Origin of the sequence: Streptomyces sp. NPDC002588, assembly GCF_040295925.1 — a bacterium.
In the GTDB taxonomy this organism is placed as follows: Bacteria; Actinomycetota; Actinomycetes; order Streptomycetales; family Streptomycetaceae; genus Streptomyces.
Genome location: NZ_JBEOWF010000069.1, coordinates 23,169 through 48,557 on the forward strand (window position 1 = coordinate 23,169; position 25,389 = coordinate 48,557).

A 25,389-nucleotide genomic window follows, 5' to 3' on the forward strand; every position below is an offset into this window, starting at 1 on the left:
GTCCGAGGGCAGCGCGGGGACTCACTCGGAGAGGGCGGACAGCACGGTGCGAACGGAGTCGTCGGCGATGCGCCGTGCGCGCGGCGCCGGGATCAGGTCCTCGACGTGGCTGAAGTTCCAGGCGAGTCCGCCATGAGTGGTGGTGGCTGTCGCCACGATGGCGCCCATCACCGAGATGCCCGCGACGAACTGGGCGTCGCGGACCTGCCACGAGCCCGCCCGGTCGGGGAACTCGTAGCGGCCGACGTTGGACAGGCACAGGTTGACCGGCCCCTTCTCGTCCATGAACCGCATGAATGACTCGCCGTCGGCCGGCGACCTGAGTCCGGCCCAGCGCGGCAGGCTGATCGTGGCCAGGTGTTCCTGGCGCGTCCGGCGTCGCACCAGGTCCTGGCTGATCGCCCGGGCCATGGGCCACAGCGGCTTCCCCGGCTCGTAACGGACGCGGGAGGCGACAGTGGCCACAAAGGTGCCGACCTCGTCGGGGGAGACGGCCGGCTCGAGGTCACCGCGGAAGTCGACCGGCGAGCCGATCGAGAAGTGTGCGGCGGCCTGGGTTCCCGCGTCCCGGGCGACCGCCGTCACCATCGCGGCGGCCAGGGCTCCGTGGACCGTGGTGCCGTGCCGCTTGGCCGCCCGCACCAGCAGATCCAACTGGTCGGCGGTGAGGAACCTGTGCACCATCCGGGTGCGCCGCTGCCCGAACGGGACCTGGCGGCTGGGGACGAGCCGCTGCGCGGGGTGCCTCCCGGCCGCCCGCCGGTCCCGCAGCATCATGGCCCTGAGCCCCGCGACACCTGCCGCGCCGCGGTGGCGACGCGGGAGCAGGTCCTCCGTCGAGGGCAGTGCCCGTCGCGACGTGGCCAAGTGCGGTGCGCCACCGTCCAGTTGGGCGGCGAGTTCGATCCACTCCCGGAGCAGGGACAGGCACGTCCTGCCGTCGGTGATGGTGTGCGGTGCCGTCAGCAGCAGGTCGTGGACGTTCCCTTCGGCCTCCCCGCCCGTCCCTCCCGAGGTGATCACCACCGCGCGCAGCAACGGCCCGGTGCGCCAGTCGACGCCCTCCGCGAGCTCGCGGTCGTCGACCTCGCGCTCCCATCGGGTGTCGGCCGCGGGATCGTCCGGCGGCACGTCGACGTGCCGAAGCGGGATCTGCCGCCCGTCGAGCGGTGTGAAGGCGGGGTGCGCCCCGGTGCCGTCGTCGGCGATCGCGACGCGCAGCAGGGGGTGCCGGACCTGGAGGGCGTCCAGGGCACGGCGGTGCAGCGACAGGGGCAGGTGTCCGTGGACGCGGGCCCGGGCGATGACGTTGAGGGGGGAGGTCTGGTCGACGATCCAGTACAGGCGCTCCACCGGGCTGAGCTCGCGCCGGACCTCGCCGGACGCGGCGGCCGGGCCGTCCGGGAAAGTGAGGGCCCGCGTCGTCCGCCGGGCGAGGACGTGGCGGGGCACCAGCCGGAAGTAGCCGTCCCGGACCAGTCGCCGGCGGAGGTCGGCCGCCTGCTCCAGGTCGCTCATCGCGCGGGACTCCGCCACCATCGCCCTGGTGCGGTCGCGGCGCCGCTCTTCGTAGGCGCGCAACGCCCGCACCAGGTCGTCGCCCCTTGCGGGCCCGGCGAGCGTGTGCGCCAGGACGACGGCGTCCTCGATGGCCATGGCCGCCCCCTGGGCGAGCGTGGTCAGCATGGGGTGGGCGGCATCGCCGAGCAGGGTGACGGGGCCGTCGCCCCATCGCTCCAGGAACGCCCGGTCACGGGAGGGCACGGTGAGGATGTCCGTCTGCGGCGTGGCCTCGATCACCGCCCGCACCTCCTCGGCCCAGCCCGCGTAGGCCCGCCTGAGGGTGTCCTTGACGCGGTCCGGGGCGGGCGTGTCGACGGGCGTGCTCATGGCCGCCCACCAGTACCAGCGGCCGTGGCCGATGTCCACGAGGCCGAAACGCTGTCCGCTGCCCCAGTAGTGGAGCACGCCGCCCGTCGTGGCCCGCGGATGCCGGAAGGGGACGATACCGAGCCGGAAGAGATAGCCGCTGTCCCGTGCCGCCTCGGGGCCGACGAGGTGGCGCCGTACGGCGGAGTTGAAGCCGTCGGCGCCGATCACGATGTCCGCGCTCGCCGAACGGCCGTCCGCGAAGCGGACGGTGACGCCCGCGCCTGTGGTCTCGAAGCCGACGGCGGTCGACCCCAGGCTGACCGGGCAGTCCGCGGCCTCCGCCAGCAGGGCGTCCTGGAGGTCCGCGCGGCTCAGGCAGAAGGTGGGCGCGCCCGCCCGGTCGCAGGCGTCCTTGAACGGCAGGTCCCTGATCCGCCGCCCGCGCCGGTCCATCACCGTGAACGACTCCACGGCCCGGCCGCGCTTGTCCAGGCCGAGGTCGATGCCCAAGGTGGCCAGGGCCGTGACGGCGTTGCTCATGACCGACAGAGCGGAGCCCGCGGCGCGCAGCTCGGTGGCACGCTCGTACACCTCGACGTCGATGCCGACGCGTCTCAGCGCGACCGCACAGGTCAGACCGCCGATACCGGCGCCGATGACAAGGGCCTTCGCGGGCCGTCCCGATGGCATGGTGTCAGTTCTCCCGGCCGGTTCGGGCGAAGTCGGTCCTGATCAGATCCGCGACGGTTGCGCCCACATGCGCCACGTACGGTTCCTCCATGATCGTCAGGTGGTCGCCGGGGACGCGGACGAGCTGAATCCGGCCGCTGGTCATGGCGCTCCAGCCGTTGCAGGGGTCCTGATGGCGGCTTCCGGCGGTGCGGTGCATGGCGGACAGGACGGCGGGCAGCGGCTCCGCGGCGCGGATCAGCGTGAGGTCCTGGTCCTCGCGTGGCGGCCGATAGGCCAGCGTCGCCAGCCAGTTCGCCCGGTAGACGCCGAACAGACGGCGGATGAGGGACCGGGAGCCGCCGGCCGGCAGGACGCCCCGCTCGCTCGCGACGCGGGCCATGAACGCGAACTTCTCCTCCGGCGAGCCCAGTCCGGCGGGGATGATCGGTGCGGGCGACTCGCCGCCGTCCCTCAGCCAGAGCAGTTCCTGGAAGAACCACCCCAGCAGGGCCTCGTCGTCGTACGGGGCGCACGGCCCCTGGCCCAGGGCGATGGTGTCCAGCACCAGCAGGCGGGCCACCCGCTCGCCCGCAGCCCGCAGGCGACGCGCGATCTCGAAGGCGACGAGGCCGCCGAAGGACCATCCGCCGATGGTGTACGGGCCGTGCGGCTGCACCGTCCGCAGCGCGGTGAGATAGCTGTCCGCGAGGTCCTCCACACTGCGCAGCGGTGTGGAGCCCGGTTCGGCTCCGGCGGCCTGGAGCGCGTACAGCGGCTGGTCGTCCGGGAGGTGCCGGGCGAAACCGACGTAGCACAGCACGTTGCCGCCCATCGGGTGGACCATGAACAGCGGCGGGCGGGTGCCCCGCGGGCGGATCGGCACCACGGCGTCGAACGCGGCTCTCGCCCCGCCGTCGCGCAGCCGCGCCGCGAGTCCGGCGCAGGTGGGTGTCGCGATGAACTCCGCCAGGGGGATGTGCACCCGGTAGCGCTGTTCGATCCGCAGGACCAGCCGCATCGCGGTCAGGGAGGTGCCGCCGAGATCGAAGAGACTGTCGTGCACCCCCACCGCGTCCAGGGCCAGCACGTCGGCCAGCATCTCGGTCAGCGCCCGCTCGTACGCGTCGCGCGGCCCGGAATCGGGGGCGCGGCCGGGGGCGGTCAGCGGGGCGCGGCGCAGTGCGGCGTCGTCGCGCTTGCCGCTGGGGGTCAGCGGCCACCGGGAGACCCATTGCAGATGCGAGGGCACCAGGTGGTCGGGCAGGGTGGCGCGCAACCGCTCACGGATGCCGGCCAGGTCCTCGGCCGTGCCCTCGCCGAGGAGGAACGCGGCGAGGAAGACCTCGCCGTCCTCACGCCGGCGCGCCACGACCGCGGCGTCCCGCAGGCCCGGGCACCGCTCCGCCAGGCCGGTGACGGCCAGTTCCACCTCGGCCGGCTCCACGCGGAAGCCCCGCACCTTGACCTGGGCGTCGTCGCGTCCGAGGAAGACGACATCTCCGCCGGGAAGCACCATGCCGAGGTCGCCCGTGTAGTAGAGCCTGCGGTCTCCGTCCGCGAAGGGATGCGGGAGGAAACGCTCCTTGGTCAGGTCCGGCCGGCCCTCGTAGCCGTCCGCCAGGCAGGCCCCGCCCAGGTAGATGTCGCCGCGCGCCCCGGCCGGAACCGGTCGCAGCCGCTCGTCCAGGACGTGCACCTCGGCCCCGTCGATGGCGGCGCCGATCGGCGGCAGCGCGGGGAAGGCCGCCGGGTCCCCGGTCATGGTGAACGCGGTGACCACGTGTGTCTCGGTCGGGCCGTACTGGTTCTCCAGCACGACTCCCGGGAGTGCTGCGCACAGCGCGCGGATCTCGGGGGTGACGCGCAGCTGCTCGCCGCAGATGATCAGAATCCGCAGGGCCCGTGGGGTGACGCCCAGCGTGCCGGCGGCTTCGGCCAGTTGCTGGAGCGCCACCGGGGGGAGGAAGACCTGCTCGACACGCTCGCGGTCCAGCAGACCCAGCAGTGCGGGCATGTCGCGCCGCTCGGCGTCGCCCGCCAGACACAGCGTGCCGCCGGAGCACAGCGTGCAGAAGATCTCCTGGAAGGAGATGTCGAAGCTGAGCGGTGCGTACTGCAGGGTCACACCGCCCGCGGCCGTACTGGCCGCCCCGGCCTGCCAGGCCACCAGGCCGGCCAGGGTGCGGTGCGGCATGGCGACGCCCTTGGGGGTCCCGGTGGAGCCCGAGGTGAACAGGACGTACGCGGTGCTCGCGGCGTCCGTCCCGCCCCGCGCCCGGCAGGCCGGCGCCGGCCCGGTCACCGACTCGGCGGGCAGCAGCAGCGCCGGGTCACCGGCGAGGTGGGCGTACGGGGCCTGAGCCACGACGCGAAAGGGCCGGGCCTGCTCCAGCATCGCGGCCAGCCGGGGGGCCGGGTAGCCGACGTCCATCGGGACGACCGCGCACCCGGCCCGCATGACGCCCAGGAGCACGGCGATGGTCAGCGGGGACCGGTCCATCGCGATCCCGATCCGGGCGCCGGCCGGGGCGCCGAGCGCGCCCAGCCGCCAGGCCACGTTGTCCACGGCCTCGGCCAGCCGGGCGTAGCTCCACCGCTCCTCGCCCATGACCAGGGCGGTCGCGTCCGGGGTGCGCGCGGCCTGTTCGGCGAAGCGCGCCACGACCGTGGGGTGCTCCGCGGGGGAGGCGAGGACCGGCCGGGGGGCGAGGAAGGCGAAGTCCGGTGGGCTGTACGGCTGTTCCACCATGCGGCGCAGGATGCCCAGGTAGCGGGCGGCGAAGAGATCGCCCTGCTCGGCGGAGAACGTCGCGCCGTCGCAGTCGACGCGCAGCCACATGCCGGTGCCGTCCGGTTCGGTGACCGCGTTCACCAGCAGCCGGAAGTCGTTCTCCTCCCAGGTGCGGAACTCCGTGAGCCGCAGACCGGGCAGGCCGAGCACGTGGGAAAGCTGGTGGAAGTGCACGTAGTTGAAGGCGGTGTCCAGGACGGGCCCGCCGTGGTCCTCCTGGATGGCGCTCAGCGGGTAGCGGCGGTGGGGGTGGCCTTCCCGTTCCTGCCGGAAGCTCTCGCGCGCCACGTCCAGCCAGCTGTCCCGTGCGGTGTCCAGGCGCACGGGAACGGTGTTCAGAAAGAGTCCGGCGCTGCGCTCCGCCCCGGCCAGTTCGGGCCGGCCGTGGGTGATCAGGCCCGTGGTCACGTCACGGGTGCCGGCGAGCACGGCCAGTGTCAGGCCGTGCGCCGCGAGGAGTACGGATTTCACCGGAAGGGCGTGTTCGGCCGCGAAGTGCCGCACCTGCGCGACGAGGGCGCCGGGCAGGTCGACGCGCCGGGAGGCCGGCTGGTGGCCGGCACCGGGCAGGTGGGGGGAGAACGCCTCGACCGGCAGGGGCTCGCAGCCGGTCAGCTTCTCCCGCCAGTACTGCCGGGCCTCCCGCGAACGCAGGGCGGTCTGCTCCAGCCGTACGTGGGCCGCCGGTGAGGGAGGCGCGGTGCCGTCGACGGGGCCGGTCTCCAGGCCGAGGCCGTGGGCGTAGTCCTGGAGCAGTTCCCGGAGCAGGGTGGCGACGCTGCCGCCGTCGAGGAGCGCGTGGTGGAAGCCGAGGACGAGGTCGACGGTGGAGGGCCGCACATGCGCGCGGAACAGGTACAGCGGCGCCCGGTCGAACACGTAGGGGTGGCGGCGGCGTTCCTCGATGTGTGCGCGCACCGCGGCCTCGGCCGCCGCGCTGTCGAGGCCACGCAGGTCGGCGATCTCCAGGCCGCCGTGCACCCGGGGACGGACGACCTGCAGAGGTTCGGCGCCGGCCAGGTCGAAGGCCGAGCGCAGCGCCGGGTGCCGTTCCGTCAGCCGGTCGAAGGAGCGGCGGAACTCCTCCTCGTTCCAGGGCATGTGAAGGGTGTAGCGGAAGACGTCCCGGTACCTCGCCGAGGTTTCGTGCCGGCGGCTGTGGTAGATCAGGCCGAGCTGGAGCCGGGTCAGCGGGAAGGCGTCTTCGGCGTCCCGCAGGCGGGCCCGGTCGACATCGGCCACAAGGGCGAACGGGGCCGGGACGGCCGCTGTCCCGCGTGCGTCGCAGTCCTCGGCGTGCGCGGCCAGGCCGGCCACCGTCGGGTTCCTCAGGAGGTCGGTGAGCGAGAAGCGCAGACCCCGGGCCTCCGCCTCGGCGCGCACCCTGAGCATCAGGATCGAGTCGCCCCCGAGGGCGAAGTAGTCGTCGTGGACCCCCACGGCCGCATGGCCCAGGACACCGGCCCAGACCTCGGCCAGGACGGCCTCGGTACGGTTGCGCGGCCGCCCGCCCCCGGTGGTTTCCGGGGCGTGGCGCGGTGCCGGCAGCGCGTGCCGGTCGGCCTTGCCTGCGGGGGTCAGCGGAATGCCGTCGATGCGGGTGAAGGACGCCGGGACCATGAACGCCGGCAGCGTGCGCCCGAGCCGTTCGCGCAGCAGTACCGTGTCGATCGGGGTCTCGGCGACGTAGTAGCCGGCCAGGACCGTTCCCCGGTCGGAGGTGGTGTCGCCGACCACGACGGCATCCCGTACGCCGGGCACCGCGCGCAGGGCGGCTGCCACCTCGTCGGGTTCGACGCGGTTGCCGCGGATCTTGACCTGGCCGTCGATCCGCCCGACGTACTCCAGGGTGCCGTCCGCGAGCCACCGGGCCAGGTCCCCGCTGCGGTAGAGGCGGCCGCCCGGCACGAACGGGTCGGCGCCGAACTTCTCGGCGGTCAGCTCCGGGCGGTCGAGATAGCCTCGGGCGACACCGGCTCCGCCGATGCACAGTTCGCCGACGGCCCCCACGGGTTGCGGCAGGTCGTCGGCGCCCAGCACGTACAGCCTGGTGTTGTCGATCGGCCGGCCGATGGGCACCCGCGCGATGCCGTGGGCGGGGTCGCCCGGGCAGTCGTGGAACGAGACGTCGACCGTCGCCTCGGTGGGGCCGTACAGATTCACCAGCCGTACCGGGTGCTCGGCGCCGCCCTCGCGACGGCACCGCTCGGCCAGGCGGTTGAACTGCTCGGCCCGGTCGGCGGGCAGGGCCTCGCCACTGCAGAAGACGTGCCGCAGGGTCCGGACGGCCTCGCGTGAGGCGGCCGATTCCTCCAGCAGGTCGAGGAACGGGCCGAGCATCGAGGGGACGAAGTGCACGGCGGTGACCCGGTGTTCGCGGATCGCCCGCAGGACCTCGCGCGGGTCCCGGTGGCTCCCGGGCGGCAGCAGGGCCACGGCCGCGCCCTCGACGGCCCACCAGAACAGCTCCCACACCGAGACGTCGAAGGAGACGGGCGTCTTCTGCAGGAGGACGTCCCGTTCGCCGAGCGGGTAGCGACGCTGCATCCACGCGAGGCGGTTGACCACGCTGCGGTGCTCGACCATGACGCCCTTGGGCTGCCCGGTGGAGCCGGAGGTGTAGATGACATAGGCGAGGTCACGGGAGGTGGCGAGCGGCTCGACCGGGGCGCCGCTGCCGCTGAGCAGTTCACCGACGCGCCGCACGCGCGCGTCCCCGGGCGGGCCGGCGGGCGCGCCGTCATCGACGATCACCACCTTGGCACGGCTGTCGCGCAGCAGGTGGCGGACCCGCTCGGCGGGGTAGCCGGGGTCCACCGGTACGTAGGCGCCGCCGGACTTCAGAGTGCCGAGGAGCGCGACCGGCAGCTGCGGCCCCCGCTCCATCATCACCGCGACCCGGTCGTCCGGGCCGACGCCCTCCGCCCGCAGGGCCCGCGCGACACGGTTGGACCGCTCGTCGAGTTCGGCGTAGGTCAGCGTCTCCCCGGCCGCCCCGCTGACGGCGGTCCGGTCCGGCCGGCGGGCGGCCTGGGCCTCGAACAGGCCGTGCAGGGTGGCCTCGTCCGCGACGGGCACCTCCGGGCCGACGGCCCGTCCGGCGGTCAGGTCCTCGTGTTCGGCCGGCGTGAGCATCGGGACCTCGGACAGGGGCCGGTCCGCCATGTCCAGGCCCAGCCGCAGCAGGGTCGTGAGGTGGCCGGCCACCGATGCGATGGGCAGGTCCTCGTCGAAGACGTCGCGGGCGTAGTTCAGGTCGACGTGGATGTCGGCCGTGTCGTCGAAGGCGGACACCAGAACGTTCAGCGCGTCCCGGTCGTGGGAGAGGGCCATCAGGGACCGCCGCCGTTCGACTCCGGGGATCCGGTCCGGCGGGGGCCAGTGCATGTAGGAGAGCGTCACGTCGAAGAGCTGCCGCGGGCCCTGGGCCGCCGTGGGCAGTGCGGGCAGGATGTCGCCCAGCGAGAGCCGCTCATGCCGCCTGAGGGCCCGGGTCGCCTCCTGGGTCCGGGCGAGCAGTTCCCGCAGGGTCCGCCGGCCGGGTGCCGCGACCCGCAGCGGCAGGATGTTGGCGAACTCACCGAGGACGCCCTTGTGGCGCTCGGCCGGCCGGTTGAGGAACGGGATCCCGAGGACCACCTCCTCGCTGCGGTGCAGGCGTGTCAGGTACGTACCGAGCACGGCGGCGAGGTACGTGAACGGCGAGAAGCCGGCGGTGCGGATCCGGCCGACGAGAGCGCTGTCGATCACGAGGGAACAGTGGCCGCGGTCGCCCGCGCCCCCGCTCGTCGCACGGGTGAAGAGCGAGGGTGCCGCGTCGAGGAGGTAATCCCGGTAGAAGGCGCGGTCGCGGTCGCCGTCCGGGCCCGCGCGGTAGGAGGCGTCCTCCACGACGAACGGCAGGTAGGAGGAGTGCCGAGGGTCCGCCCCCTGCGGAACGCCCTGCGGCGCGTGGACGTAGTCCTCGACGATCTCGCGGCTGAGCCGGTCGAGGGTCCAGCCGTCGGCGATGATGTGGTGGGCCTTGATGTGCAGATGCGTGACGTCCGGACCCTCCACAAGGAGCGTGGCCTCGACCAGGGAACCGCGCGAGAGCGGCAGGGCGCTCGCCATCGAACGACGCATCCACTCGGCGCAGGCCGCGTCCGGCGCGGGTTCGCGCGAAAGATCGACCACGGCGACCCGGACAGGCTCGTGCGTCACCCACTGCGAAGGAGTGCCGGCGCTGTCGTCGAAGCGCAGCCGGAACGTCTCATGGCGGTGCAGCACGCCCTCCGCGCGGGAAACGAGCCTGTCGCGGTCGACGGCGCCCCGCAGACGCTCGTGGAGAACGGCGTTGAACTGCGGTGATTCCGGGGCCCGGGAGCCGACGGACCACAGGTCACGCTGATACGCCGTCAGCTGGTGCGACGCTTGATCGTTCATGTCCACTTGTCGAGGTTCCCTTCGAACCTTACGGGGATCTCCCGGTGCAGGGTGAAGACGGAGGGCAGCGGGGTCGTCGCCTTCCGGCCGGTTCCCGGGTGCGCGGGGAACGGCCGTGCCATCGGGACGAGGTCTGCCCGGCCCACGGCCTAGTCCGCCCCCGTCGGCCGTTCGGGCAGGCTGAGCGGCGCCGAGGTGTCGGCGAAGAACGGAGGGGCGAGCACACTCAGTCCGCCGTCCACCACTACCGTCTGGCCGGTGATGTACTCGGCGCCGGGCGAGAGCAGGAAGGCGATCGTGTCGGCCACCTCCTGGACCGTGCCCGGGCGTCGCTTCGGGATGCGGTCGAGCACCGAGGCCATGTCCGCCATCCCGGGCACGCCGTAGAAGTACTCCAACGAGTCGGAATCGATCAGGCCGCCGCTGACCCCGTTCACGTTGATCGAGTACGGGGCGAACTCCAGCGCCATGTAGCGCACCCAGGATTCGAGTGCGGCCTTCATGGAGCCGAGAGCCGCGTACGTCGGAAAGGCCCGGATGCTGCCGTAGCTCGACAGGGCCACGATCCGCCCTCCGGCATCCATCAGCGGCACCGCCTGCTGCGCGCCGAGCACGAACGGCCGCAGGTTCATGGCGTACGAGCGGTCCAGGTGATGGGGCTTCAGGTCGAGAATGTTCTTGAAGGCACCCGCGGCGGCGTTGGAGACGAAGTGGTCCAGCCGGCCGAACTCGGTCTTCACCGTGGCGAAGAGACTCCGCACCCCCTCGACCGTCTCGACGTCCGCCCGGACCGCGAGACCGCGCCCGCCCGCCTCCTCGATGCCGGCCACGGTCTTCTCCGCCAGATCGGCGTTCCTCTTGTAGTTCACCACCACGGTGGCCCCGCCGCGCCCGAGGGTGCGGGCGAGCGCACGGCCGATGCCGCGGGAGGCACCGGTGATCAGCGCCACCTGGTTCTGGAAGTGTCCGCCGCAGGTCATCGGCATGCGCCGACGCCGGCGCCGGTGATCCGCACGGCATGGTGCGCCGCGGTGCTTCCGCGGCCGCCGCCCACGTCGAGCGGGTGGCGGAGGGTCCTCACTTCGCCGGACGCGCGAGGGTGCTGCGTGAGCATGAGGTGCCCTTTCACGGCTCGTCGAGCTGCCTTCTGCGATATGCCTGGGACGCCCTCACACCTCTGGGCCGGCGGCGGGGTGGGGGCGCGGCAAACATATCCAAGCTCGCGAACAGGGCGGCCCGGACGGTGCGGATGAACCGCGACTTCACTCTTCGGGCGCCCTCGCGTCACCCGGCTGGCAGAACGGGCGAGGACGACCGCACCCCGTGCCCACCGGATGGGCACGGGGTGCGGTCGTGGTGCCGGCTCGTGTGAGCCGCTCAGATGTGCCCGAAGAACAGGCTGCCCGGTGCTTCCGCGTCGTTGGAGAGGAAGTACTCACGCAGCGCACGGGTCAGCTCGTGGCGCGAGATCGAGCCGTCCCCGTCCGTGTCGAGCCTGGTGAACATGTCCATCGCGTCGGGCGCGTCGACCCGCCACACGTCCTTCAGGAAGCGGGAGAACTCCGCCTTGCTGATCTGGTTGTCGCCGTCGACGTCGATGACGTCGAAGATCACGTCCGCGGTGCCCTCGGCCACGTTGAGCCGACTGGTGTCGATGCTCGCGAGGCGGCTGGCCGTGACGAACTGGTCCTTCGTGAGGCGGTCTCCCGGGACGCCCGCGTGGCGCAGCAGCTCCAGCCAGTACATCTGGCAGAAGGCCTGGAGTGCCCTGGCGCGGCGGTCGTCCTTGCCGAGCTTGTATGCCTGGAGGTAGCGGTCGGCGAGCTTCTGGTAGTCCGACCAGTCCACGTAACCGTCGTGGTTGGCGTCCATGGTTTCGAACGCACGCTCGTTCTTGGTGCTGATGACGTCATGTGCCGCAGTGGCCATGCTGCGTCCTTCGGAGGAGGAGGGGGAAGGTTTCGGACAAACCATCCTTGGCCGGTCGTGGAGGAGCGCAACCCGACGGTGGCGGCCGGTCCTGTTTCTTTCACCTCTACGGCCGCGCTGCCCTCACCCGCGTGGCGCACACGGCGGAAACCGGCGTGGTCGGACCGGGTGAAGCCGGCCCTGGCCGCCGTGCGAGTTCATCCCCGGCCTTTCCGTCGACGCCCTCTACTGTGGGGCGCGGCCGACACCGGTCATCAGCGGACAAACCCGGAGCACTCGCCTCCATGTCCTGATCCTGGAGGAAGCACGTGTCGAAATCGTCGGGGCCGATCTCACCCGCGGGCCGGGCCGTTGTCATCACCGGAGCCTCCTCGGGGCTCGGGGAGGCCTGCGCGCTCCATCTGTCGCGGGTGGGCTTCCATGTCTTCGCCGGAGTGCGCGGCCGCGAGGACGGGGAGCGGCTGCGCCTGGCCGCCGCCGGAAGGCTGACCCCCGTGGTCGTCGACGTGACGGACGAGAAGTCGGTCCAGGCCGCCGTGCACGAGGTCACCGGGTCGGCCGGTGAGGCCGGGCTGTGGGGGCTGGTCAACAACGCGGGCATCGCCGTCACGGCTCCGCTGGAGTGTGTGCCGGGCGAGCTCATGCGCCGGCAGCTGGACGTCAACGTGACGGGTCAACTGCTGATGATCCAGGGGTTCCTGCCGCTGCTGCGGGCCGGCACCGGACGGATCGTCAACGTGAGCTCGGGCCTCGGGAACATCGCACTGCCCTACCTCGGCGCCTACGCCGCAAGCCAGTTCGCCAAGGAGGCGCTCAGTGACTCGCTGCGCCGCGAGCTCGCCCCGCAGCGGATCCCCGTCGTGGTGGTCCAGCCGGGCGCCGTCCTGACCCCGCTCTGGGACAAGATGTCCGACGCGGGCGGCCGGGCGCTGGAGAGCGCCCCGGAGCCGGTCCAGGAGTTCTACCGCGGCACGTTCCCGCGGTTCATGGTGACCAACGGGACCCGGGCCCGGACCAGCCGTACGATCCCCGACGACGTCGCCCGGGTGGTCTTCCGGGCGCTGGTCGCCGAGCGGCCCAGGACCCGCTACGGCGTCGGCCGGGACGCGGTCGCGAGCCGTGTGGCGGCCAGGCTGCTGCCCGACCGGGCGATCGACCGGATCTTCGCCGGCATCCTCGCCCCCGCCCGCTGACCGCCGTCCGCGCGACGCGGCACCACGACCCAGGGAGAGGAACACCGGTATGACCAGGTCGCAGGAGCTGAAGGGCTTGTTCAGGCACAGCCTGGACCTGCTCGCGGAGGCGAGGATCGAGGAGTGGACCGACCTCTTCGCCGAGGACGGCATCCTCGAATTCCCGTACCCGGCCTGGGGCGTTCCTTCCCGGATGCAGGGCCGGGAGGCGCTGCTCGCCCAGATGACGATGTTCCGTGAGCAGCTCAAGGTCGAGTTCTCCGAGCCCGAGTTCTACAGCGCGGGTGAGGACGGTCTGGTCATCGCGGCCTTCACCGGCGAGTGCACTCTGCTCGCCACCGGGAACCGGTACCAGCAGACCTACCTGTCGGTGGTGCGCTTCGAGCAGGGCCGGATCGCGCTCTACCGTGACTTCTGGAATCCCTGGCTGGTGATGGAGGCCGCCGGTGGCGAGCTCGCCTGGAAGCAGTTCCTGCCGACGGCCCGACCGGTGGACCACCGCCCGATCCGCGACAGGTCCTGATCTCGACGGGGGAGCCCCGGCCGGCGAGGCCGCCGGCCAGGGGTGTCCGCCGCGACCGGTGTGTGTCAGCCGTCGGACTCCGGCGACGGGAGGTAGGCCCCCGGGACGTCGTCCGGCGCGTAGATCTTGCTGTCGCCGGGGTACGGCTTGGTCCAGTTGTGCGTCTCGTACCAGGTGAGGCGGTTCATCTGGACGGGGTTCGCGTAGTCGGGCACGGCACCCGGGCCGGTCAGCCGCTGGTGCGACTCCCAGGTCTTCCACTGCGCCGCGATCTGCTGCTTGTCCGCCGGCACCTTCTTCGTCGTCGGCGCGGGCGCCGCGTCGGGGTCCTGGGGCGCCGGGGTGTCCGCGCCGCACGGGGGCTGGGTGCTCAGGCCGTCGGTCAGCGAGGTCCGGTTGGCCACTGCCGTGAACGGCGCGTTGTCCGGCTTCCCGGTGAACGCCCCGAACATCGGGGTGGCCGCGCTGTCCTTCTGGTTCATCGGGTGGATCCCGAGGATCTGCTCGATGGTGCGGATCATGGTGATCTGCGAGTAGTAGTGGTTGTCGACCTTGCCGTGCCGAGCCCAGGGGCTGATGATCTGGACCGGGGCACGGTGGCCGTCGACGTGGTCGAGGCCGGCCTGGGAGTCGTCCTCGACGACGAAGATCGCCGAGTCCTTCCAGTACTTGCTGTGCGAGATCTCGTCGACCATCCTGCCGACCGCGAGGTCGTTGTCCGCGACCTCGGCGGCCGGGCTCGCCGGACCACCGGTGTGGTCGTTGGAGAACCAGAACATGTTCAGGTTCGCCGGACCGTTCTTCTCGAAGTCCTGCTTCCAGATCTGGTACTTGTAGACGTCCGGAACGCTGAGGTCGAACAGCGGGAAACCGGGCACCGCCACCTTGTTGAGCGAGGGGATCGCCGATCCGGTCCGAATGGGGTAGGCGGTCCCCTGCCCCGTCGCGTCCATGTTCTTGGCGTCGCAGTACAGGTTCTGCCAGGTCGCACCGGACGGCTTGCTCTCGATCGACTGGAACTCGCCGAAGTCCTTGACGGACTTGCCGGCCGCCTGCGCACCGGTCCAGATGAAGCCGGACTTCTGGTGGCCGAGAGCGTCGTCCTCGGTGTCGTAACTGCGCGTGTACTCACCGGCCGAGGACTCGGTGTACTCCGGATCGTCGGCCTGCATCAGCCAGTTGTGGCCCTCGGCCGAGTTCGTGCCGACGTCGTAGAAGTTGTCGTACAGCCCGAACTGCCGGGCCAGGGCGTGCTGGTTGGGCGTCACGTTCTCGCCGAACTGCGTGAGCGACGAGTCGCCGTCGCCCTGCGGCAGGTCGCCGAAGACCTGGTCGTAGGTCCGGTTCTCCTTGACGAGCAGGAAGACGTGCTTGATCGTCGAGGGAGCGCCGAGCCGCGCCGGGACCGGCACCGGCCCGGCATGGCTGTTGCCTCCGGCCGTCGTGACCGAACCGCCCGTCCAGCCGTTCTGCTGGAAGACCTTGGCCGTCTGGGCCCTGATGACGCTGTCGTCCGGCAGGGTGAACCGTGTCAGGCTCGACGTCGTGTCGTGGGTGCCGTGGCCGGCGCTGTCGGGGCGGCGGGCGTCGATACCACGGGTGTTGGAGACGACCACCTTCCCGCCCGCGCTGGCGATCTCGGCGGGGAAGTAGTCCGTCGGGAGCAGGCCGACGTAACTGGCGGGCTCCTGCGCAGACTTGTACCGGTAGACGGCGACCGCGTCGGCGCGGCCGAGCGTCACCAGCAGATGACCGTCGTCGGTGAGCGTCACCGCGTCGGGCTCGTAGCCGACCGACGCCTCCGGCCACGGCTGGGTGGCGATGGTCTGTACGACCTTGTCCTTGCGGGTGTCGATGACCGACACGTTGTTGTCGGCGGTGTTGGTGACGAACACCGCGCCTTTCGCGGCGTACACCGCGGTCGGGTGCAGACCGACGTCGATGCTCCTGACGGCGGTGGACGGGTTCGCCAGGTCGATGACGCTGACCGTGCCGCTGGTGGTGGCACCGGTCTTCGGGTCGGCCGGCACCTGGGTGCCGTAGGAGTTCATCGTGGTGTCGCCGGCCTCGGCCGGACGGCCGCCCTCGTTGCTGACGTAGAGCTTGTCGCCGACCAGGGCGACGCCACGTGGGGCGTTGCCCACGGTCCAGCTCTGCTCGATGGTCCCGGTCGCCGCGTCGATGGCGACCACCCGGTTCTGGCCGTTGACCGCGGCGTACACGGTGGCGCCGTCGGCCGAGAACACCGCCGCACCCACGAGTGCGTGCCGGGAGCCGTCGGCCGGTATCGAGACGGTCGTCGGGTTGGAGAGGGTGCCGTCCGGGTTCACGGTGAACCTGGTGTAGCCGTCGCTCTGGCCCAGCCACAGCTGCTTGCCGTCGGGCGAGTACGCCGGGCTCTCCTGGCCGACGGAGCCGCTGCTGATGCGCAGGTCGTCCGCCGTGGAGGTGCCGACCTTCTGCTTCACCTGCCCGGTCGCCAGGTCCATGATGACCAGCGACGCGTCACCGTCGGCGACCGCGGCCGCGAGGTGGGTGCCGTCCGGGCTGACCGAGGACGACATGATCTTGCCGTCGTCGATGACGGTGCGGTCGCCGTACGGCTTGATGTACTGGTCGCTGGAGATGACCTGGCCGTCCGCCGTGGTCTGGCCGACCTGCTCGGTGCCGAACCGGTACGTCGAGGCGACCGCGGTGCCGGTGACGCCGAGGGCGACGGCGATGCCCGCCGTCACCAGCGTGGTCCGGCGGCCGACGCGTCTCCCGAAGAGGGCCGGCCGCTCTTTCCCGTCGACCCGGCGCTGCCGTGTTACCTGCATGGAATTATCCCTCCGAGGTGGTGTCGAGCAGTTCGACGTCGCCGTCGAACTGCCAGAGCGGGTTCGGGGTGTCCCCGGTCGAAGTCCGCACCAGGAAGTAGCCGTTGACTTCCTTCGGACCGTCGCCGTCGGCCACGAACCGCCCGTCCGAGCCGATGTCGAGCTGGTAGACGGCGGTCCCCGCGACCGAGACGCCGGGAAGACGCCAGGACACGACGCAACGCCAGTCGTTGCCCGGCCCCTCCTGGGCGCCGTGGTCGGCGCTCTTGGTGCACGCCGCCGTGGCCCGCAGACGCGCCTCGGTCACGGCGGGACGGTGGAGCTGCTCGGTCTGCAGGCGGTAGAGGTGGGCGAATGCCGTGGCGAGCGACCGCTGCACCTTGTCCTGCCGGATTCCGGAACCCCTGGACGGAATCGCCACGGCGACGACCGTGACCGTGAGGGCGACCAGTCCGGCGAGCGGCAGGAGTCCGAGGGTGATCGCGCGGTGCCCCGAGCCGTCGTAGGCCACGTCGGTGAAGTCGCGGCGCAGGAAGAGCAGACAGGCCAGGGTGGTCGCGAGCACCGCCCATGCCAGGCCGACAACGATGCCGATCAGGAGCGGGCGGGTCTGTGCCGGGCTGGTGAACAGGCCGTTCCAGGCGATGAAGGCGTAGCCGGGCAGGGCGAGGCGGACGGCGACGGGCAGCGGCAGCATCTGGGCGACCTGCATCGCGAACGCGACGAGCGCCGGCAGCAGCAGTCCCATCGGGGACCGTCCGAGCGCGACCGATCCGAGGACTCCGATCGCGGCCAGGGCCAGGGTCGGGGCGAGCACGCAGACCCAGGCGAGGAGGACCTTCCCGGCGGCGTCCGCCGGCGCCAGCAGATGGCCGTCGAGGCCGACCAGCGGCCGGTTGCCGACCGCCAGGACCCCGCCGGCCGTGCTGGAACAGGCCAGCCCGGCCACGAGCAGCAGAATGACGCTGAGGCCGGCCAGTGCCTTGGCCGCGAAGATCCGTCGCGGCGACCGGACCGCGACGAGCAGATGGCGCCAGGTGCCGAGCCGGTCCTCGGAGGCGAACACGTCACCGGCGACCACCGAGATCAGCAGCGGGAGCGCCCAGGTGCCCGCGAAACCGAGCATCACCAGCGGTCCGGCCCACCCCGTGGCGTGCATCCAGCGTCCGAAGAGGGTGTCGGAGGGGAGCGTGCTCTGCTCGCTCACCGCGGCGACGAAGAGCCCCGGTGCGATCCAGCAGGCGAGGACGAGGAAGCGGATCCGCCACTGCGAGACCAGCTTGACCAGCTCGAAGCGGTAGCAGCGCGACACCGGGACCCGGCGGGCGGCGGCGCGGTCGTCGACGACGGTCGCGGTCATCTGCCCGCCTCCTGCCGCTCGGTGAGCGCGAGGAAGGCGGCCTCCAGCGGCGACACCACGGGGGTGAGCTCGCGCACCGCGATGCCCGCGTGGACGAGTCGCGCCACCAGTTCGTCGAGAGCGGGCACCTGCGCGCGTACGACGATCCCCTCGACGAGGCCGTGCCGTACGCCGGCGTCGTCGACGAGATGGATGCCCTCCGTGGCGGCGGCCACCCGGAGGGCTGCCTGTCCGTCGGAGGTGAGCAACCGGTAGTCCAGCTCACGGTTCTCGGCGGCCAGCTTGCGGAGCGGCCCGGAGAACACCACCCGTCCGGTCGCGAGGATCGTGACCTCGGAGCACAGCGCCTCCAGGTCGTCCATACGGTGGCTCGAGAGCACGACGCCTGTTCCGTCGGCCGCGAGCCGCCCGAGGACACCGTGCACGTGCCTTTTGCCGGCCGGGTCGAGGCCGTTGGAAGGCTCGTCGAGGACGAGCAGCCGGGGCTTGGTGAGCAGGGCCGCGGCGAGCCCGAGCCGCTGGCGCATGCCCAGGGAGAAACCGCGGGCCCGGTCGTCGGCGACATCGGTGAGCCCGACCTGGTCGAGCACCTCGTCGATTCCCGCTGTCCGCGCGTCGCCGCCGCGCAGAGCGGCCAGGGCGGCGAGGTTCTGCCGGGCGGTGAGCGAGGGGTAGAGCCCGGGCCCGTCCACGAAGCCGGCGACACCGTCTGGAGCGGTGAGCGTCCGGCCGACCGGCGTTCCCAGGATTTCCAGCCGGCCGCTGTCGGCGACGACCAGGCCCAGCAGGAGCCCGAGCAACGTCGTCTTGCCGGCGCCGTTCGGTCCGACCAGACCGTGTATCCGACCCGGCATCACATCGAGGTCGATTTCGTCGAGTGCGACGACGTCGCCGAAACATTTGGTGATCCCGCGCGCCCGGACTGAAAGGAGTGTGTCCATGGGTCCCCTGCTTTCGTGAAGCCTTCAGGGACCCTAGGGACTGCATAAAGCGCAGACGGGAACGGCGAATTGAACATTGATGGAACGGGAGAAGAGCCGGCCGCATCAACGTCGTTGAACTGCTGAAATGATCCGCACCTGTCGATGTTCGGATCGCGGATCACTCGGACCGTCGGATATCCGTGACCGCGAACGGCGGCATCGGTCGAGCATTGTCAGGGTAAGGCGTCAGTAAATCCGGATGCACGAATCGGCCAGCAATGAGCCAGAATTGAGCAAAGCTCGGACCTGTCGAGTCCGTTCTAATTACCGTGCCGGGGTGGCCGGCTCGGGGCGGCCGCTCTTGAGGCGGCGTGTGCGACCGCCCAGGCATCCGCGTACGTCTGGTCGGCCCTCAGGTGAACGGTCTCCGTTCAGTCCTTGGGCAGGAGGGTCGCGACCGGCGGGTCAGTAGCCGTAGCCGCCTCCCGAGTCGCTCGAGGAGGGGCTGGGGGCGCTGCCGGTGACCGGGGTGCCGCCGGGGCTGACCACGTACCAGGCGCCTCCGAAGGCCGTGCTGCCCTGGCCCGTGATGTCGCCGGGCCGCGCGTCCTGGGAGAAGCGGTAGAGGGGGTGGCCGTTGTAGGTGACCTGGGTGGTGTGGTCCTTCCGGGGGGTGGTGCCGACCATGGTCGCGTTCAGGCCTTGGGTGCTGGGGCGGCCGGTGGTGGTGTCGGGCGGCCAGGCCTGGGCGCAGGAGCCGTAACAGTTCGAGGTGGTGCCGCTGTCGGCCTGGAACAGGTACAGCGTCCGGCCGGATCCGTCGACGAGGATCCGGCCGAGGGGGGAGTCGTGTGCCCGCAGCGTGCCTGATCCGCCGGTGACGGGCGCCGAGCTGCTGGGCGGAGACGATGAGCTGTTGGTGGAGCTGTTGGTGCCGGAGCTTCCGCATCCGGCGGCGAAGGCCGCGACGGCGGTCGCGGCCGCGGCGATGGCGGCGGCGCGGTTCATGGCTGTTCTTCTTTCCGCTGGAATTCCCTGCCGCGACGGGTGCGGAAGGGCTGGCCCACCGGCCCGCCACTGGGCGGGTCTGTACTTCTATACGCAGTTTCGTCCCGTTTAGTTCACTTGTGGGCCTGTCCGTGTCGCCGGTGCGCGGAGGCGGCCCGTGGCGCCCTCCGCACACCACCGGGGCGATGCCGCGTCACGCGTCACGCGAGACGCGCGCCGCGCAGGAGCAGCAGGGCGACATCGGAGGCGGCCAGCACCAGGCAGGCGAGAAAGGGGGCCCGGCTCCGCCCGGCCGGCCACAGGGCGACGGTGAGCGAGAGTGCGCAGGCCGCCGCGAGCCCGGCCCGCGCGGGGACGCCGACGGGTCCCGCCGGGCCCAGGACCAGCACGGCCGAGCCCGCGGCCGGCGCCACCGCCGCCAGCGTCCGCGCGCCGCGGCGGCCACCGCGTTGGGGCAGGCCGCGGATGTCCGCCGCCAGGTCGTCGTCGATGTCCGGCAGGACGTTCGCGGCGTGGGCGCCCACCCCCAGCAACGCGGCGCCGGCCGACGCCCACCAGTGCGGCCACGGGGTACCCGGCAGGGAGAGGGTGACGAACGCGGGGAGCAGCCCGAAGGCGACCGCGTACGGCAGCCACGACCAGACGGTGCGCTTGACGCCGAGGTTGTACCCCCAGGCCGCGGCCACACCGGCCAGATGCGCGCTTCCCGCCTGCCACCCGTTCGCGAGGGAGAGCGGCACACAGGCGGCGAGGGCACAGCCCGCCGCGGCCGTCACCGCCCGCGCGGAGACCGCGCCGGTCGCCAGGGGCTTGTCCTGGCGGGCGGCGGCCACGTCCCGGCCGGCGTCGATCAGGTCGTTGCTCCAGCCCACCGACAGCTGCCCGGTGAGCACCGCCGCCGCGATCAGCATGACACCGGCGCCGCCCCGCCCGGACGCGGCGGCCAGCGCGGTGACCACCGCCGTCACGGCCGCCGTGGGCGCGGGGTGGCAGGCCAGCAGCAGGCCGACGGAGCGCCCGGGCCCGCGGCGGCGAGGCCCTGCCGTGGCCGGGGCTGCCGAGGTTTCCACGCTGTGCACGCCCGAATGCTAAGGGCTGTCCCGTGATCCCCGGTGGATCAGCGCGCGGCGTCAGATGCGGTGCATCGCAAGGCGGAGGGACGTCCGCATACTGGATGTATGCGGATGTTCCGACAATGCGGCGAGGTGTCGTAGCTGTCGTCGCGCGCCCGCCGGGGATCACGGGACAGCCCTTGGGCGCGGCCGGCCCGCACCCTCTGTCGCCACACGCGCGAAATGCCAGTGATGCAGGTATTGGGAGGATTCTTAATGATCGTCCCTATTCTTACCGAATGACGTGTATCGCGGCTGTCCAGGGAGTGCTGCCGGCCCACCGCTACCACCAGCGCGAGATCACCGATGCGCTCGCGGCGATGTCCCTTCCCGGAGCCGGTGCCCCGGAGCGGGACCGCGGCGTGCTGGACCGGCTGCACGCCACGGCCTGTGTCCGCACCCGCCACCTGGCCCTCCCGCTGGAGCGGTACGCCCTGCTGGACGGCTTCGGCCAGGCCAACGACCTGTTCATCGAGGAGGGCCTGCGGCTCGGCGAGGAGGCACTGCGAGCCGCCCTGGACCAGGCCGGGCTCGTCCCGCCCGACGTGGACCTCGTCTTCGCCACCTCGGTCACCGGTATCGCGGCCCCGTCACTGGAGGCCCGGCTCGCCGGGCGCCTGGGGCTGCGGCCGGACGTGAAGCGCGTGCCGGTCTTCGGGCTGGGCTGTGCCGCCGGCGCCGCCGGGCTGGCCAGGGTCCACGACTATCTGCAGGGCCACCCGGACCAGGTCGCGGTGCTGCTCTCGGTCGAGCTGTGCTCCCTCACCCTGCGGCGCGGCGACACCTCCGTGCAGAGCGTCGTGGCAGGCTCGCTCTTCGGCGACGGAGCCGCCGCGCTGGTCGCCGTCGGCCGGAACCACCCCCGCGTCCGGGAGTACGCCGGACCCCGGGTGGTGGCCACCCGCGGCCGTCTGTACCCGGGCACCGAGGACGTCCTGGGCTGGGACATCGGCGACAGCGGTTTCACGATCGTGCTCGGCGCCGAACTGCCGGAACTGGTCCGGCTCCACCTGGGCGAGGAGGTGCGCTCCTTCCTGGCCGCACACGACCTCAAGCCGGACGACATCACCGGCTGGGTCTGCCATCCCGGCGGCCCCAAGGTGCTGGAGGCGCTCCGCGAGACACTCGGCCTCGGGCCCGACTCGCTGGAGCTGACCTGGCGCTCGCTCGCCCGCGTCGGCAACCTCTCCTCCGCCTCCGTGCTGCACATCCTGCGCGACACCCTGGTCCTGCGCCCGCCCCCGGCCGGCACCCCCGGCCTGCTGCTGGCGCTCGGACCGGGCTTCAGTTCCGAACTCGTGCTTCTGCGCTGGTAGGTGACGGATGACCGGATACACCACGCTGATCCTGCTGGTGGCGGCCGAGCGGGTCGCCGAGCTCGTCGTCGCGCGCCGCAACGCCTCCTGGAGCCGCGCGCACGGCGGCGTGGCGTACGGGGACGGCCACTACCCGGCGATGGTCGCCCTGCACACCGGACTGCTGGCCGGCTGCCTCGCCGAGACCCAGCTCGCCCCGCGGCCCTTCCTGCCGCTGCTCGGCTGGCCGATGCTGGCCCTCGCGCTCGGGGCGCAGGCGCTGCGCTGGTGGTGCATCAGCACCCTCGGACCGCGCTGGAACACCCGCGTCATCGTGGTGCCCGGCCTGCCGCTGGTCGGCGCCGGCCCCTACCGGCTGCTGCGCCACCCCAACTACCTGGCCGTGGTCGTGGAGGGACTCGCCCTGCCGCTGGTCCACGGGGCATGGCTGACCGCGGCCGGTTTCACCCTGCTCAACCTGCCGCTCCTGACCGTCCGGCTCCGCTGCGAGAACGCGGCACTGGCCCGGTCCGCCCCGCCTCCTGCGCCCGCGACCCCGCCGTGCTCGACCTGCTGATCGTCGGCGGCGGGCCGGCCGGACTCGCCACCGCGATCCACGCCGCACGCGCCGGACTCGACGTGGCCGTGGCCGAACCCCGGCCGACGCCGGTCGACAAGGCCTGCGGCGAAGGGCTGATGCCGGGCGCGGTGCAGGCCCTCGCCGAACTGGGCGTCGCCCCGCCCGGGCACCCTCTGCGCGGCATCCGCTACCTCGACGCCGAGGACGACGCCCGGCACGCCGAGGCGGGCTTCCGCCACGGACCCGGCCTGGGCGTGCGGCGTACGGACCTGCACGCGGCTCTGGCCCGGCGGGCCGCCCAGCTGGGCGTACCGGTGCACCCGGTCAAAGCCGATGCGGTGACGCTCCGGCAGGACGCCGACGGCGTCACCGTGTCCGGGCTGACCGCCCGTTACCTCGCCGCCGCCGACGGCCTGCACTCGCCCGTGCGCCGACGTCTCGGCCTGGACCTGCCCGACTCGCGCCCGCCCCGCTACGGGCTGCGCAGACACTTCACCGTCGCGCCCTGGACCGACCACGTCGAGGTCCACTGGTCCGCGCGGGCCGAGGCCTACGTCACCCCGCTGGGGCCCGAGCTGCTCGGCGTGGCCATCCTGACCGGCGAGCGGGCACCGTTCGACGTGCAGCTCGCCGGCTTCCCGTCGCTGGCCGCCCGCCTGCCCGCACACGCCTCCTCGGCCGTCCGCGGCGCGGGACCGCTGCGGCAACGGGTCAGCGACCGGGTGGCCGGCCGGGTCCTGCTGGTGGGCGACGCCGCCGGATACGTCGACGCGCTCACCGGAGAGGGCATCTCCCTCGCCCTGGCCGGTGCCGCCCAGCTCGTCCGCTGCGTCCGAGGCGACCGGCCCCACGACTACGAACACGCCTGGCGCCGGGCCTCACGCCGTCACCGCCTGCTCACCGACACCCTGGTACGACTCCGCGCCCGCCCCCGGCTCGCCCGCCTGATCGTCCCCACCGCCGTACGCCTGCCGTCCCTGTTCACCGGGCTGGTCAACGGCCTGGCATGAAGAGGCGGCCCCGCGGCGGGCTCATCGCCCACACCGGCGCGCCGGCCGGACCGACGGGCATCCCACGGCGTGGAAACGGGCGGCGAACGGGCACACCCGCTGGGCAAGCGGGCGGCGACCTTCCCCACGCGGAGTCGTTCCCCCGCATGGTCCAGGGACTCGCGGCTCCGGAAAACGGGCAAAATCGGTCATGAAGTGCTTTACGGCGAACCTGGTCAGCGGGGCGGCCTGCTTGTAGAAATTAGCCACCGGACGCCCGAACGGGCAGGGCCACCGGAAAACACCGGCGCGGGCACACCCGCGTGGAGCCGTGGAACGGAGGTGTCGCCGTGGACACCGATGAGCGAAGACGCGGAATCCTGGAGGCGGCACGCCGTACCGGATCCGTGGACGTCGGAAAGCTCGCCGCCGACCTCGGGGTCTCCAAGGAGACCGTGAGGCGGGATCTGAACGTCCTGGAGGGGCACGGGCTGGTGCGCCGCACCCATGGCGGTGCCCATCCCGTGGAGAGCGCGGGCTTCGAGACCACGCTCGCCTTCCGCACCACCATGCACGTCCCCGAGAAGTCCCGGATCGCGGCCGCCGCGACCGAACTGCTCGGCGACGCCGAGACCGTCTTCATCGACGAGGGCTACACCCCACAACTCATCGCCGCCGCTCTCCCTCGTGACCGGCCACTGACCGTGGTCACCTCCTCCCTGGCCACCGCGGGTGACCTGGCCTCGGCCGAGAACATCACCGTGCTGCTGCTCGGCGGTCGGGTGCGTGGCGGCACGCTGGCCACGGTCGACCACTGGGCGACCCGTATGCTGTCCGGCTTCGTCATCGACCTGGCGTACGTCGGTGCCAACGGCATCTCCCGCGAATACGGACTCACCACCCCCGACCCCGGCGTGAGCGAGGTCAAGGCCCAGGTCATGAGGGTCGCCAGGCGCCGGGTGTTCTCCGGAGTCCACACGAAGTTCGGTGCCGTCAGCTTCTGCCGCTTCGCGGAGGTCACCGAGTTCGAGGCGATCGTCACCGACACAGGTCTGGCCGCCTCCGAGGCCCACCGCTACTCACTGCTGGGCCCCGAGGTCATCCGGGCCTGAGCCGCGTCCCACCCCCGTATCCCGCCCTCACGCCACCCCCGCGAGCCCGGGGGCCTGGTTCCCCACGCCCTCGAAACACCTCCTGGAGTCAGTCATGCACGCACGGAGAACGACCCATGCCCTCATCACGGCCGCGACCGCCGGTTCGTTGCTGGTCGCCTGTTCCGGAGCCGGAGCCGGCGGGTCCTCGGGTGGTGGCAAGAGCATCAATGTGCTGATGGTCGGCAATCCGCAGATGGAGGACATCGCGAAGCTGACGAAGAGCACGTTCACGAAGGACACCGGGATCAAGGTGAACTTCACGGTGCTTCCCGAGAACGAGCTGCGCGACAAGGTCACCCAGGACATCGCCACCCAGGCCGGTCAGTACGACGTGGCCACGATCGGCGCCTACGAGGTGCCCATCTGGACGAAGAACGGCTGGCTGCACGAGCTCGGCTCCTACGCCGACAAGGACACGGGCTTCGACAAGGCCGACCTGCTCAAGCCGATGGTGCAGTCGCTGTCGGGTTCCGACGGCAAGCTGTATGCGATGCCGTTCTACGGCGAGTCCTCGATGCTGATGTACAACAAGGACGTCATGACGGCGAAGGGTGTCACGGTGCCCGAGCATCCGACGTGGCAGCAGATCGCCGACATCGCGGCCAAGGTCGACGGTGCCGAGCCCGGGATGAAGGGCATCTGTCTGCGAGGTCTGGCCGGCTGGGGTGAGCTCGGGGCGCCGCTGACGAGTGTGGTCAACACCTTCGGCGGCACCTGGTTCACCAAGGACTGGAAGGCCCAGGT

General features: G+C 72.1%; 16 protein-coding genes. 7 read left to right on the plus strand and 9 right to left on the minus strand.

The genetic code is table 11. The features are described 5' to 3' along the window. Positions 1-21: 21 nt before the first annotated feature. The 4 genes from ABT057_RS46045 to ABT057_RS46060 form a co-directional block, all read right to left on the minus strand. Positions 22-2,562 (minus strand): FAD-dependent monooxygenase, encoded by a 2,541-nt coding sequence (locus tag ABT057_RS46045; protein ID WP_352350798.1) that lies wholly within the window; start codon positions 2,560-2,562, stop codon positions 22-24. Positions 2,563-2,566: 4 nt separating this feature from the next. After that, entirely contained in the window at positions 2,567-9,760 is a 7,194-nt protein-coding gene (locus ABT057_RS46050; protein WP_352350800.1) for a non-ribosomal peptide synthetase, read from the minus strand. Positions 9,761-9,909: 149 nt separating this feature from the next. Beyond that, a complete protein-coding gene (gene chcA, locus ABT057_RS46055) occupies positions 9,910-10,746 on the minus strand; it encodes a 1-cyclohexenylcarbonyl-CoA reductase (RefSeq protein ID WP_352350802.1) in 837 nt (278 codons plus the stop codon). A 391-nt stretch (positions 10,747-11,137) separates the two neighbouring features. Then, a complete protein-coding gene (locus tag ABT057_RS46060; protein WP_352350804.1) occupies positions 11,138-11,689 on the minus strand; it encodes an EF-hand domain-containing protein in 552 nt (183 codons plus the stop codon). Between the two features lie 308 nt (positions 11,690-11,997). Between ABT057_RS46060 and ABT057_RS46065 the strand changes: the two genes are divergently transcribed. Both ABT057_RS46065 and ABT057_RS46070 read left to right on the plus strand, forming a co-directional pair. Further along, a complete protein-coding gene (locus ABT057_RS46065; protein WP_352350806.1) occupies positions 11,998-12,882 on the plus strand; it encodes an SDR family oxidoreductase in 885 nt (294 codons plus the stop codon). A gap of 49 nt (positions 12,883-12,931) precedes the next feature. Then, positions 12,932-13,405: a nuclear transport factor 2 family protein gene (locus ABT057_RS46070; RefSeq protein ID WP_352350808.1), complete on the plus strand. Its 474-nt coding sequence runs from the start codon at positions 12,932-12,934 to the stop codon at positions 13,403-13,405. Positions 13,406-13,470: 65 nt separating this feature from the next. Here ABT057_RS46070 and ABT057_RS46075 read toward each other — a convergent pair whose 3' ends face one another. The 5 genes from ABT057_RS46075 to ABT057_RS46095 form a co-directional block, all read right to left on the minus strand. Further along, positions 13,471-16,224: a bifunctional YncE/alkaline phosphatase family protein gene (locus tag ABT057_RS46075; RefSeq protein ID WP_352350810.1), complete on the minus strand. Its 2,754-nt coding sequence runs from the start codon at positions 16,222-16,224 to the stop codon at positions 13,471-13,473. 4 nt (positions 16,225-16,228) lie between these two features. Next, entirely contained in the window at positions 16,229-17,584 is a 1,356-nt protein-coding gene (locus ABT057_RS46080) for an ABC transporter permease (protein WP_352350812.1), read from the minus strand. Next, the gene (locus tag ABT057_RS46085; RefSeq protein WP_352350814.1) at positions 17,581-18,525 is read right to left on the minus strand and encodes an ABC transporter ATP-binding protein; all 945 of its coding nucleotides are present in this window, start codon (positions 18,523-18,525) and stop codon (positions 17,581-17,583) included. The genes ABT057_RS46080 and ABT057_RS46085 overlap by 4 nt, the downstream gene beginning before the upstream one ends. Positions 18,526-18,972: 447 nt before the next feature. Continuing rightward, entirely contained in the window at positions 18,973-19,515 is a 543-nt protein-coding gene (locus tag ABT057_RS46090; protein WP_352350816.1) for a COG4315 family predicted lipoprotein, read from the minus strand. Between the two features lie 200 nt (positions 19,516-19,715). Continuing rightward, the gene (locus tag ABT057_RS46095; RefSeq protein ID WP_352350818.1) at positions 19,716-20,594 is read right to left on the minus strand and encodes a UbiA family prenyltransferase; all 879 of its coding nucleotides are present in this window, start codon (positions 20,592-20,594) and stop codon (positions 19,716-19,718) included. A 272-nt stretch (positions 20,595-20,866) separates the two neighbouring features. Between ABT057_RS46095 and ABT057_RS46100 the strand changes: the two genes are divergently transcribed. From ABT057_RS46100 to ABT057_RS46120, 5 genes are all read left to right on the plus strand, one after another. Continuing rightward, entirely contained in the window at positions 20,867-21,943 is a 1,077-nt protein-coding gene (locus ABT057_RS46100) for a type III polyketide synthase (protein WP_352350820.1), read from the plus strand. 7 nt (positions 21,944-21,950) lie between these two features. After that, positions 21,951-22,499: an isoprenylcysteine carboxyl methyltransferase family protein gene (locus ABT057_RS46105; protein WP_352350822.1), complete on the plus strand. Its 549-nt coding sequence runs from the start codon at positions 21,951-21,953 to the stop codon at positions 22,497-22,499. Further along, complete coding sequence (locus ABT057_RS46110) at positions 22,484-23,512, plus strand: NAD(P)/FAD-dependent oxidoreductase (RefSeq protein ID WP_352350824.1); 1,029 nt, start codon at positions 22,484-22,486, stop codon at positions 23,510-23,512. Before ABT057_RS46105 ends, ABT057_RS46110 begins: the two co-directional genes overlap by 16 nt. Positions 23,513-23,841: 329 nt before the next feature. Then, on the plus strand, positions 23,842-24,603 hold the full coding sequence (locus ABT057_RS46115) for a DeoR/GlpR family DNA-binding transcription regulator (RefSeq protein WP_352350826.1): 762 nt from the start codon (positions 23,842-23,844) through the stop codon (positions 24,601-24,603). 94 nt (positions 24,604-24,697) lie between these two features. Then, a partial coding sequence (locus ABT057_RS46120) for an ABC transporter substrate-binding protein (RefSeq protein WP_352350828.1) occupies positions 24,698-25,389 on the plus strand: 692 nt, incomplete at its 3' end.